Below are 11,004 nucleotides of genomic sequence, written 5' to 3'. Positions count from 1 at the left end.
ACGAAGTCAGTAACCATACCTATGGCAAGGCAACGCTGACGTGGTTTGAAGAGTATTAGGAGAAAAAGAATGAAAGAAATAACCTTTGACGCATTTTACCAGCTTTATCAAAACGACCAACTTTCTCTAGTGGACGTGAGAGAAGTGGACGAATTTGAAACTCTTCATTTAGAAGGTGCCCACAACCTACCACTTAGTCAATTGGCTGATACCTATGATCAGTTGGATAAGAACCAGTTACATTATGTTATTTGCAAATCTGGAATGAGATCGGCGCGTGCTTGCCAATTCTTATCAGAACAAGGTTATGAGGTTATCAATGTGCAAGGTGGCATGATGGCCTTTGAAGAACTTTAAATATTAGAATTTTCTCCTACTTAGTGTGGACTGGGTAGGGGATTTTATTTTTAGATAATTCTTATTTTTAAGAATCTTGAAAACATTCAATATTTACTTCATGAAGCTTTTTTCATACTCCTATTCATGATATACTAGGTCAGTATTTTATAAATATGAAGGAGATTTTCATGGCTAAAAAAGGTGCCCTAACAGGTTTACTCCTGTTTGGAATATTTTTTGGTGCGGGGAACTTGATTTTTCCGCCTTCTCTGGGTGCTCTATCTGGAGAACATTTTCTTCCTGCCATCGCAGGTTTTGTCTTTTCAGGTGTCGGTATCGCCGTCTTGACTCTTATTATTGGAACGCTAAATCCTAAAGGATATATCTACGAGATTTCTACAAAGATAGCGCCTTGGTTTGCGACTCTTTACCTCTCAGTTCTTTACTTGTCAATCGGTCCATTCTTTGCTATCCCACGTACTGCTACAACAGCTTACGAAGTAGGGATTAGCCCCCTTTTGTCGGATGCAAATAAAGGTCTTGGTTTGATTGTCTTTACGATTCTGTATTTTGCAGCAGCCTATCTAATTTCGCTCAATCCATCAAAAATCTTGGACCGCATTGGACGTATTTTAACGCCAGTCTTTGCGATTTTGATCGTTATCTTGGTTGTTTTAGGAGCTATCAAATACGGTGGAACAAGTCCTCAAGCTGCTTCAGCTGCTTATCAAGCTTCTGCCTTTGGTACAGGTTTCCTAGAAGGTTATAATACCTTGGATGCCCTTGCTTCAGTTGCCTTTAGCGTAATCGCAGTTCAAACCTTGAAACAACTTGGATTTTCAAGTAAGAAAGAATACATTTCGACTATTTGGGTGGTTGGTATCGTTGTAGCCCTTGCCTTTAGTGCTCTTTACATTGGTTTAGGATTCCTTGGAAATCATTTCCCAGTACCAGCTGAGGCTATGAAAGGTGGAACACCAGGTGTTTACATCTTGTCACAAGCCACTCAAGAAATATTTGGTTCAACAGCTCAACTCTTCCTCGCAGCTATGGTTACTGTAACCTGCTTCACAACAACAGTTGGTCTGATTGTGTCAACAGCTGAGTTCTTTAATGAACGCTTCCCACAAATCAGCTACAAGGTTTATGCGACAGCCTTTACCTTGATTGGCTTTGCCATTGCCAATTTGGGTCTTGATGCGATTATCAAGTACTCCATTCCAGTATTGGTTATCTTGTACCCAATCACCATTGCCATCGTTATGATTGTCATTGTCAACAAATTCGTGGCTCTTTCAAAACCAGGTATGCAGTTGACAATTGCTGTTGTTACAGCTATTGGCATTGCAAGCGTACTAGGAAGCTCCTTTAAGGTTGAATTTTTTGCAAATCTTGTTAGCGTTCTTCCTTTTGCCAAGGCCTCACTCCCATGGTTGGTTCCAGCCATTGTCGGAATCTTGCTCTCATTGGTTCTACCAAACAAGCAAGAAAGCGATGTTTTTGAAATGGAATAATTACTAAAATCACTTTTGTAGTCAAGTCTACAGGAGTGGTTTTCTTTTTTTATCCGATGATAAATGTGTTATAATAGGTAGCAAAAGAGGTGAAGAAATGAATCAAACAGTAGAATATATCAAAGAACTAACAGCTATTGCATCGCCAACAGGCTTCACTCGTGAGATTTCGGACTATTTAGTCAAGACTTTAGAAGGTTTTGGTTACCAGCCGGTTCGCACAGCTAAGGGCGGTGTCAATGTGACCATTAAAGGTCAAAAAGATGAACAACACCGCTATGTGACTGCCCATGTAGATACGCTGGGTGCCATTGTCCGTGCTGTCAAACCAGACGGTCGTCTCAAAATGGACCGTATCGGTGGTTTTCCTTGGAACATGATTGAAGGAGAAAACTGTACCGTTCATGTGGCTAGCACAGGTCAAAAGCTATCAGGTACCATCCTCATCCACCAAACTTCTTGCCATGTCTATAAGGATGCAGGAACTGCAGAACGCACGCAGGACAATATGGAAGTGCGTTTGGACGCCAAAGTAACAAATGAAAAAGAAACTCGTGCCTTGGGGATTGAGGTCGGTGATTTTATCAGTTTTGACCCACGAACTGTCGTGACAGAGATAGGTTTTATCAAGTCTCGCCATTTGGATGATAAGGTCAGCGCAGCGATTTTGCTTAACCTCCTTCGTATTTATAAGGAAGAGAAGATTGAATTGCCCGTAACAACCCATTTTGCCTTTTCAGTCTTTGAAGAAGTGGGACATGGGGCTAACTCTAATATTCCTGCTCAGGTAGTCGAATATCTGGCTGTTGATATGGGAGCTATGGGCGATGGCCAGCAAACAGATGAGTACACAGTGTCTATCTGTGTCAAGGATGCCTCAGGCCCTTATCACTATGACTTCCGTCAACATTTGGTGACCTTGGCGAAAGAGCAAGATATTCCTTTTAAGCTGGACATCTATCCATTTTATGGTTCGGATGCTTCAGCGGCCATGTCCGCAGGGGCAGAGGTCAAACACGCCCTCCTTGGCGCGGGTATCGAGTCTAGTCATTCTTATGAGCGTACTCATATTGACTCGGTGGTCGCAACAGAGCGTATGGTTGATGCTTACATTAAGAGCGCGTTGGTAGACTAATATGTGTCTTATATGCCAGAGAATTGAGCTCATCAAGAAGGGAGAAAATCCCTATTTTGTCAAAGAGTTGGAAACAGGCTATCTTGTGATTGGAGATCACCAGTATTTTGCAGGCTATAGTCTCTTTCTAGCCAAGGAACACGTCACGGAATTGCACCATTTGAAAAAGGAAACAAGACTCCGTTTTCTCGAAGAAATGAGTCTAGTCCAAGAGGCAGTTGCCAAGGCCTTTGCTGCTGAGAAAATGAATATCGAACTGCTAGGAAATGGCGATGCCCATCTCCACTGGCATCTTTTCCCTAGACAAAGAGGTGATATGAATGGCCACGGTCTCAAGGGACGTGGTCCAGTTTGGTGGGTTCCCTTTGAAGAAATGACAGCAGAAACCTGCCAAGCAAAACCGGAAGAAATTAAAAGATTAGTCAAACGTTTATCGTTAGAAGTAGATAAACTATTAGAAATAAAGGAGTAGAAATGAAAAAAAGACACCTTGTCTTGACAGCCTTGATATCCTTGAGTCTAGCAGCTTGTTCACAAGAAAAAGCAAAAAATGAAGACGGAGAAGCTAAGACAGAACAGACAGCCAAGGCTGATGGCACAGTCGGCAGTAAGTCTCAAGGGACTGCCCAGAACAAAGCAGAAGTGGTCAATAAAGGTGATTACTATAGCATTCAGGGTAAATACGATGAAATCATCGTAGCCAATAAACACTATCCTTTGTCGAAAGACTATAATCCGGGGGAAAATCCAACAGCCAAGGCTGAGTTGGTCAAACTCATCAAAGCCATGCAAGAGGCAGGCTTCCCAATCAGTGACCATTACAGTGGCTTTAGAAGTTATGAAACTCAGACCAAACTCTACCAAGATTATGTCAATCAAGATGGGAAAGAAGCTGCCGACCGTTATTCTGCTCGACCTGGCTATAGCGAACACCAGACAGGCTTGGCCTTTGATGTGATTGGGACTGATGGTGATTTGGTAACAGAAGAAAAAGCAGCCCAATGGCTTTTGGATCATGCAGCTGATTATGGCTTTGTTGTCCGTTATCTCAAAGGCAAGGAAAAGGAAACAGGCTATATGGCTGAGGAATGGCACCTGCGTTATGTCGGAAAAGAAGCAAAAGAAATTGCTGCAAGTGGTCTCAGTTTGGAAGAGTATTACGGCTTTGAAGGCGGAGATTACGTCGATTAAAAAATAAACTTTTCTCTTGCAATTCCAGATAAATAGTGTATAATAGATGGGTATGTGAAAAGAATACTTGTGGGAGGTAAAAATCTCTAATTACCGCCAAAACCACAAAGGAGGATTTAAAAATGGCTAAAAAAGTCGAAAAACTTGTAAAATTGCAAATCCCTGCTGGTAAAGCTACACCAGCTCCACCGGTTGGACCTGCTCTTGGTCAAGCTGGTATCAACATCATGGGATTCACAAAAGAGTTCAACGCTCGTACAGCTGACCAAGCTGGGATGATTATTCCAGTTGTTATCTCAGTTTACGAAGATAAATCATTTACTTTCGTTACGAAAACACCACCAGCTGCTGTTCTTTTGAAAAAAGCTGCAGGTGTTGAAAAAGGATCAAGTACACCTAATAAAACTAAAGTTGCTACAGTTACTCGTGCACAAGTACAAGAAATTGCAGAAACTAAGATGCCAGATTTGAACGCAGCAAACGTAGAGTCTGCAATGCGTATGATCGAAGGTACTGCTCGTTCTATGGGATTCACTGTTGTTGACTAATCAATAACACAGTAGAAAATCTCACAGCAGTCTATTAGTTGCTTTTCATACTAGGCAAGTGACTGATACTTGTACTTGGGTACAGCAAGGGAACTTAAGGCTGTAGGAAAAGGAAAGTAATAGACTGAAAACCCGCAAGACTTCATCATTTCGAGGAGTGACGTGGGAGATGAAAATCGATTGAACCACTTACAAGGAGAATAGAAAATGGCTAAAAAAAGCAAACAACTTCGTGCTGCTCTTGAGAAAATCGACAGCACAAAAGCATACAGCGTAGAAGAAGCTGTAGCACTTGCAAAAGAAACTAACTTTGCAAAATTTGACGCAACTGTAGAAGTTGCTTACAACTTGAACATCGACGTTAAAAAAGCTGACCAACAAATCCGTGGAGCAATGGTATTGCCAAACGGTACTGGTAAAACTTCACGCGTTCTTGTTTTCGCACGCGGTGCAAAAGCTGAAGAAGCAAAAGCTGCTGGTGCAGACTTTGTTGGTGAAGATGACCTTGTTGCTAAAATCAACGACGGTTGGTTGGACTTCGACGTAGTTATCGCTACACCTGATATGATGGCTCTTGTTGGACGTCTTGGACGTGTCCTTGGACCACGTAACTTGATGCCAAACCCTAAAACTGGTACTGTAACAATGGATGTTGCTAAAGCAGTTGAAGAGTCTAAAGGTGGTAAAATCACTTACCGTGCTGACCGTGCAGGTAACGTTCAAGCAATCATCGGTAAAGTATCATTTGAAGCTGAAAAATTGGTTGAAAACTTTAAAGCTTTCAACGAAACAATCCAAAAAGCAAAACCAGCTACAGCTAAAGGAACTTACGTAACAAACTTGACTATCACAACTACTCAAGGTGTTGGTATCAAAGTTGACGTAAACTCACTTTAATCAGTAGTTAAAGTAATGTAAAAAAGTTGAAGACGCTATGTCTCAACTTTTTTTGATTTCAAAATCTAGTGGAATGAATCTGGAATAGTCCATCGAGCTTTCTAATACTCTTCGAAAATCTCTTCAAACCACGTCAACGTCGCCTTGCCGTACGTATGGTTACTGACTTCGTCAGTTCTATCCACAACCTCAAAACAGTGTTTTGAGCTGACTTCGTCAGTTCTATCTACAACCTCAAAACAGTGTTTTGAGCAACCTGCGGCTAGTTTCCTAGTTTGCTCTTTGATTTTCATTGAGTATAACACATTGTTAGAAGTTGGTTTAAATTTCCTAATCAGTTTGTTCACATTTACCTTCGATATATTATATCCCATAGTTAAGGTTGGTCATACAGATGATTATAGTCATGGAGCCGTAAAACTTAGTGTTTCTTTAGTTGACAAAGATGCCATGAAAAAATATCTGTAACTGTAATAGGATATTTTGAAATAAATATAGATGAAAATATCACCGATATTCTATACGTAAATGGTACTGCTATTCTTTGTCCTTATTTACGTTCTATTGTTTCAATAGTTTCGGCAATTGATAGCAGTGAAGCAATGTTGCTACCTACCATTAATGTTTTAGAGTTACTAGATAAATCTCAACCTTTTGAAGAAGAATAATTTATTAGCTCACTAAATTGAGGGTAAGGAAAAGTAAAAGCAGTAAGAAAAATGTCTTGCATTATACAGCAACCTTTTGGGAATGAGTAGATGGATTGAATAAAATTTGATTAAGAGTGGATGATTTATCTGTAGATTATTATTGGACAGTTAGTCTTGAAGTAGTCTAAGAATTAGGTTATAATCAGTAGAAGCCTTGCTAATAATGAGGAGGTTAGTTTATGTATAGTAGACTGAATCTAAAATAGTATTAAACAATTGCTAAAACATTTATAGAAATTAATTTTACTTTTCCAATCAATTTGTTCTCATCTTATTTCAATCCGCTATATATTATGGTATCGAATCTTCATCAGAATGATAAAATTAATCAATTAATATCTGATTATAAACAGAATATGAAAGCTTTTCATATGAAAGCTTTTTATATCACTATTGAAAAATTTATACGAGATGATGAAAGTCTTAAGTGTTATTTTACAAAGGTTATTTCAAGTCGTTCCAAGGTAACAAGTCTAAATCAGATTGAAGCTGATAAAACGATACAAAGAAAATATTCAAGTGAGCTAAAAAAATTTATTGGATTTTATAATGAGATTATTTGTGAGGAAAATAGTTTCCTACATGTACGAAAGAGGTGGTCGAGTTGGTTTAGGTAGTCGGTGCGTGAGTTGATAATTCTCAGGGTATGGACTTCTTTTTCATGAATGAGGTAAAAGAGCAGGTATTGTTTAGAGACAATCATTTTGAGCATATTTTCTGGATAGAGGGAGTATCCGATTTTATGATCAAAGTTAATACCGCCCTCTGGTGAGAAGATGAGTAGGTTGGTAATTTAAACTATTCAACTGAATTTTTGATTAAAAGTATTATTTTATGAGAGAAATCCTAATTTCACAATCCATAGGCAAACGCTTGCATTCTGTTTTTTATTGGACTATAATAGATTGGTATAAAGCCTTCTGTAGTAATAAAATATAGAAGGTGTAGAAAGTAAGGATTTAGAATATTTGTAGTTAAAAACACAATGTTGCTATTCCTTATGATAGGGAGATAGATATGGCAATGATAGAAGTGGAACATCTTCAGAAAAATTTTGTGAAGACTGTTAAGGAACCGGGCTTGAAGGGGGCTTTGCGCTCCTTTATTCATCCTGAAAAGCAGACCTTTGAAGCGGTCAAGGATTTGACCTTTGAAGTTCCAAAAGGGCAGATTTTAGGATTTATCGGGGCAAATGGTGCTGGGAAGTCGACAACCATTAAAATGCTGACAGGAATTTTGAAACCAACATCTGGTTTTTGTCGGATTAACGGCAAGATTCCCCAGGACAATCGGCAAGATTATGTCAAAGATATTGGCGTAGTCTTTGGACAACGCACCCAGCTATGGTGGGATTTGGCTCTGCAAGAGACCTACACTGTCTTAAAAGAGATTTATGATGTGCCAGACTCGCTCTTTCATAAGCGTATGGACTTTTTGAATGAAGTCTTGGATTTGAAGGACTTTATCAAGGATCCCGTGCGGACTCTTTCACTGGGACAACGGATGCGGGCGGATATTGCGGCCTCCTTGCTCCACAATCCCAAGGTTCTTTTTTTAGATGAGCCGACCATTGGTTTGGACGTTTCGGTTAAGGATAATATTCGTCGGGCAATTACTCAGATCAATCAAGAGGAAGAAACTACCATTCTTTTGACCACTCACGATTTGAGTGATATTGAGCAACTTTGTGATCGGATTTTCATGATTGACAAGGGGCAAGAGATTTTTGATGGAACGGTGAGCCAACTCAAGGATACCTTTGGTAAGATGAAGACTCTCTCTTTTGAACTGCTACCAGGTCAAAGTCATCTCGTCTCTCACTATGAAGGTCTGTCTGATATGACCATTGATAGACAAGGAAACAGCCTCAACATTGAATTTGATAGTTCTCGCTACCAGTCAGCTGACATTATCAAGCAAACCCTGTCTGATTTTGAAATCCGCGATTTGAAGATGGTGGATACGGATATTGAGGATATTATCCGTCGCTTCTACCGAAAGGAGCTCTAGGATGATCAAATTGTGGAGACGTTATAAACCCTTTATCAATGCAGGGGTTCAGGAGTTGATTACTTACCGAGTCAACTTTATTCTCTATCGGATTGGCGATGTCATGGGGGCTTTTGTGGCCTTTTATCTCTGGAAGGCTGTCTTTGATTCTTCGCAAGAGTCTTTGATTCAGGGCTTCAGTATGGCGGATATCACCCTCTACATCATCATGAGTTTTGTGACCAATCTTCTGACTAGATCCGATTCGTCCTTTATGATTGGGGAGGAGGTCAAGGATGGCTCCATTATCATGCGTTTGTTGCGACCAGTGCATTTTGCGGCCTCCTATCTTTTCACCGAGCTTGGTTCCAAGTGGTTGATTTTTATCAGCGTTGGCCTTCCATTTTTAAGTGTCATTGTTTTGATGAAAATCTTATCTGGGCAAGGGATTGTAGAAGTGCTGGGATTAACTGTCCTTTATCTCTTTAGCCTAACTTTGGCTTATCTGATTAACTTTTTCTTTAATATTTGCTTTGGATTTTCAGCCTTTGTGTTTAAAAATCTTTGGGGTTCCAATCTACTCAAGACTTCCATAGTGGCCTTTATGTCTGGAAGTTTGATTCCCTTGGCTTTCTTTCCAAAGGTTGTTGCAGATATTCTGTCCTTCCTGCCTTTTTCATCCTTGATTTATACCCCAGTCATGATTATTGTTGGGAAATACGATGCTAATCAGATGCTTCAGGCACTCGCTTTGCAGTTTTTCTGGCTCTTAGTGATGGTGGGCTTGTCTCAGTTGATTTGGAAACGAGTCCAGTCCTTTATCACCATTCAAGGAGGTTAGTATGAAAAAATATCAACGCATGCATCTGATTTTTATCAGACAATACATCAAGCAAATCATGGAATACAAGGTGGATTTTGTGGTTGGTGTCTTGGGAGTCTTTCTGACTCAAGGCCTGAATCTCTTATTTCTCAATGTCATCTTTCAACACATCCCATCCCTAGAAGGTTGGACTTTTCAAGAAATTGCCTTTATCTATGGTTTTTCCTTGATTCCTAAGGGCTTGGATCATCTCTTTTTTGACAATCTCTGGGCACTGGGGCAACGCTTGGTGCGAAAAGGAGAATTTGATAAGTATCTGACTCGTCCTATCAATCCTCTCTTTCACATCTTGGTTGAGACCTTTCAGATTGATGCCTTAGGCGAACTCTTGGTCGGTGGTATTTTATTGGGAACAACCATGACCAGCATTGCTTGGACTCTTCCAAAATTCCTGCTTTTCCTAGTCTGTATTCCTTTTGCGACCTTGATTTATACTTCTCTTAAAATCGCGACAGCCAGCATCGCTTTTTGGACCAAGCAGTCAGGGGCTATGATTTACATTTTCTATATGTTTAATGATTTTGCAAAGTATCCGATTTCGATTTACAATTCTCTTCTTCGTTGGTTGATTAGCTTTATCGTGCCTTTTGCCTTTACGGCCTACTATCCTGCTAGCTATTTTTTGCAGGACAAGGATGTACTCTTTAACATTGGAGGTTTGATTTTGATTTCCCTTGTCTTTTTTGGTATTTCCTTGAAACTATGGGACAGGGGCTTGGATTCTTATGAAAGTGCTGGATCCTAAGATGAAGAAACTCAAAGCCTTGTCTTAGGACAGGCTTTTTCTAATAGAGATGAAAATTCCTTGACATCTATTCTCAGAGTGCTATACTGTAAGTGTAATCGCCGATTTATCTCAGTTGGTAGAGCAAGGCACTCGTAAAGCCTAGGTCACAGGTGAACATATGACTGAAGATTTGAAAAAATAGATATGTATAAATAACCGTTAACCCCAATTATTCACCCCTAATCTAAAAACCCTCCAGAATCCTTGCCTTAGCTTAGATCCTGGATGGTTTCTTTTTTCACCCAATGGGTGTTTTTTACTAGACAAAAAAGAATTTCCCCTTTATGGTATAAGTGTAGAAAAAAACACAAAAAGAAAGGAAACTCACATGAACAGTTTACCAAATCATCACTTCCAAAACAAGTCTTTTTACCAACTATCTTTCGATGGAGGTCATTTCACCCAGTATGGTGGTCTTATCTTTTTTCAGGAACTTTTTTCCCAGTTGAAACTAAAAGAGCGGATTTCTAAGTATTTAGTAACGAATGACCAACGCCGCTACTGTCGTTATTCGGATTCAGATATCCTTGTCCAGTTCCTCTTTCAACTGTTAACAGGCTATGGAACGGACTATGCTTGTAAAGAATTGTCAGCTGATGCCTACTTTCCAAAATTGTTGGAAGGAGGGCAGCTTGCTTCACAGCCAACCTTATCCCGTTTTCTTTCCAGAACTGACGAGGAAACAGTCCATAGTTTGCGATGCCTCAACCTTGAATTGGTCGCATTCTTTTTACAGTTTCACCAGCTAAACCAACTCATTGTAGATATCGATTCTACCCATTTCACAGCTTATGGCAAGCAAGAAGGTGTTGCTTATAACGCCCACTATCGTGCTCATGGCTATCATCCTCTTTATGCTTTCGAGGGGAAGACAGGTTATTGTTTCAATGCCCAGCTTCGTCCTGGTAATCGTTATTGTTCTGAAGAGGCAGACAGCTTTATCACACCTGTTTTAGAACGGTTTAATCAACTTCTCTTTCGAATGGATAGTGGCTTTGCGACCCCAAAATT

The 11,004-nt window shown here is 39.9% G+C and carries 13 protein-coding genes and 1 pseudogene; 13 read left to right on the top strand and 1 reads right to left on the bottom strand.

The genetic code is table 11. The features are described 5' to 3' along the window. Positions 1-69: 69 nt before the first annotated feature. From HT678_RS05540 to rplA, 7 genes are all read left to right on the top strand, one after another. A complete protein-coding gene (locus HT678_RS05540) occupies positions 70-357 on the top strand; it encodes a rhodanese-like domain-containing protein (RefSeq protein ID WP_172924662.1) in 288 nt (95 codons plus the stop codon). A 170-nt stretch (positions 358-527) separates the two neighbouring features. Next, a complete protein-coding gene (gene brnQ / locus HT678_RS05535; RefSeq protein WP_172924660.1) occupies positions 528-1,853 on the top strand; it encodes a branched-chain amino acid transport system II carrier protein in 1,326 nt (441 codons plus the stop codon). Positions 1,854-1,950: 97 nt separating this feature from the next. Continuing rightward, a complete protein-coding gene (locus tag HT678_RS05530; RefSeq protein WP_172924658.1) occupies positions 1,951-2,988 on the top strand; it encodes a M42 family metallopeptidase in 1,038 nt (345 codons plus the stop codon). A gap of 1 nt (position 2,989) precedes the next feature. Next, positions 2,990-3,460: an HIT family protein gene (locus HT678_RS05525; protein WP_172924656.1), complete on the top strand. Its 471-nt coding sequence runs from the start codon at positions 2,990-2,992 to the stop codon at positions 3,458-3,460. Between the two features lie 2 nt (positions 3,461-3,462). Then, on the top strand, positions 3,463-4,179 hold the full coding sequence (gene ldcB / locus HT678_RS05520; protein ID WP_172924654.1) for an LD-carboxypeptidase LdcB/DacB: 717 nt from the start codon (positions 3,463-3,465) through the stop codon (positions 4,177-4,179). Positions 4,180-4,301: 122 nt separating this feature from the next. Beyond that, positions 4,302-4,727, top strand: coding sequence for a 50S ribosomal protein L11 (rplK, locus tag HT678_RS05515; protein WP_001085812.1), 426 nt, complete (start codon positions 4,302-4,304; stop codon positions 4,725-4,727). Positions 4,728-4,934: 207 nt separating this feature from the next. Beyond that, positions 4,935-5,624, top strand: a complete 690-nt coding sequence (gene rplA, locus HT678_RS05510; RefSeq protein WP_001085675.1) for a 50S ribosomal protein L1 — start codon at positions 4,935-4,937, stop codon at positions 5,622-5,624. 101 nt (positions 5,625-5,725) lie between these two features. On the opposite strand, the gene HT678_RS11515 is transcribed toward rplA, so the two are convergent. Continuing rightward, positions 5,726-5,917 (bottom strand): hypothetical protein, encoded by a 192-nt coding sequence (locus HT678_RS11515; protein WP_054370578.1) that lies wholly within the window; start codon positions 5,915-5,917, stop codon positions 5,726-5,728. Positions 5,918-6,082: 165 nt separating this feature from the next. On the opposite strand from HT678_RS11515, the gene HT678_RS11945 reads away from it, so the two are divergent. The 6 genes and pseudogenes from HT678_RS11945 to HT678_RS05480 all read left to right on the top strand — a co-directional run. Beyond that, complete coding sequence (locus HT678_RS11945; protein WP_223200444.1) at positions 6,083-6,292, top strand: hypothetical protein; 210 nt, start codon at positions 6,083-6,085, stop codon at positions 6,290-6,292. A gap of 413 nt (positions 6,293-6,705) precedes the next feature. After that, positions 6,706-6,951 (top strand): hypothetical protein, encoded by a 246-nt coding sequence (locus HT678_RS11940; protein WP_000643408.1) that lies wholly within the window; start codon positions 6,706-6,708, stop codon positions 6,949-6,951. A gap of 400 nt (positions 6,952-7,351) precedes the next feature. Continuing rightward, positions 7,352-8,344 (top strand): ATP-binding cassette domain-containing protein, encoded by a 993-nt coding sequence (locus HT678_RS05495; RefSeq protein WP_001240784.1) that lies wholly within the window; start codon positions 7,352-7,354, stop codon positions 8,342-8,344. A 1-nt stretch (position 8,345) separates the two neighbouring features. Then, positions 8,346-9,164, top strand: a complete 819-nt coding sequence (locus HT678_RS05490) for an ABC-2 family transporter protein (RefSeq protein ID WP_000594191.1) — start codon at positions 8,346-8,348, stop codon at positions 9,162-9,164. A gap of 1 nt (position 9,165) precedes the next feature. Next, entirely contained in the window at positions 9,166-9,951 is a 786-nt protein-coding gene (locus HT678_RS05485) for an ABC transporter permease (protein WP_000760734.1), read from the top strand. Positions 9,952-10,321: 370 nt separating this feature from the next. Continuing rightward, positions 10,322-11,004: pseudogene (locus tag HT678_RS05480) on the top strand (IS1380-like element ISSpn5 family transposase); the annotation flags it as partial.

Origin of the sequence: Streptococcus sp. 3167 (assembly GCF_013277175.1) — a bacterium.
GTDB lineage: Bacteria > Bacillota > Bacilli > Lactobacillales > Streptococcaceae > Streptococcus > Streptococcus pseudopneumoniae.
This window is presented reverse-complemented; position numbering and strand designations above follow the sequence as displayed.

Coding starts and splice junctions, on each gene's coding strand:
- HT678_RS05540 (WP_172924662.1), top strand. CDS start 70: ATGAAAGAAATAACCTTTGACGCATTTTACCAGCTTTATCAAAACGAC.
- brnQ (WP_172924660.1), top strand. CDS start 528: ATGGCTAAAAAAGGTGCCCTAACAGGTTTACTCCTGTTTGGAATATTT.
- HT678_RS05530 (WP_172924658.1), top strand. CDS start 1,951: ATGAATCAAACAGTAGAATATATCAAAGAACTAACAGCTATTGCATCG.
- HT678_RS05525 (WP_172924656.1), top strand. CDS start 2,990: ATGTGTCTTATATGCCAGAGAATTGAGCTCATCAAGAAGGGAGAAAAT.
- ldcB (WP_172924654.1), top strand. CDS start 3,463: ATGAAAAAAAGACACCTTGTCTTGACAGCCTTGATATCCTTGAGTCTA.
- rplK (WP_001085812.1), top strand. CDS start 4,302: ATGGCTAAAAAAGTCGAAAAACTTGTAAAATTGCAAATCCCTGCTGGT.
- rplA (WP_001085675.1), top strand. CDS start 4,935: ATGGCTAAAAAAAGCAAACAACTTCGTGCTGCTCTTGAGAAAATCGAC.
- HT678_RS11515 (WP_054370578.1), bottom strand. CDS start 5,917: ATGAAAATCAAAGAGCAAACTAGGAAACTAGCCGCAGGTTGCTCAAAA.
- HT678_RS11940 (WP_000643408.1), top strand. CDS start 6,706: ATGAAAGCTTTTTATATCACTATTGAAAAATTTATACGAGATGATGAA.
- HT678_RS05495 (WP_001240784.1), top strand. CDS start 7,352: ATGGCAATGATAGAAGTGGAACATCTTCAGAAAAATTTTGTGAAGACT.
- HT678_RS05490 (WP_000594191.1), top strand. CDS start 8,346: ATGATCAAATTGTGGAGACGTTATAAACCCTTTATCAATGCAGGGGTT.
- HT678_RS05485 (WP_000760734.1), top strand. CDS start 9,166: ATGAAAAAATATCAACGCATGCATCTGATTTTTATCAGACAATACATC.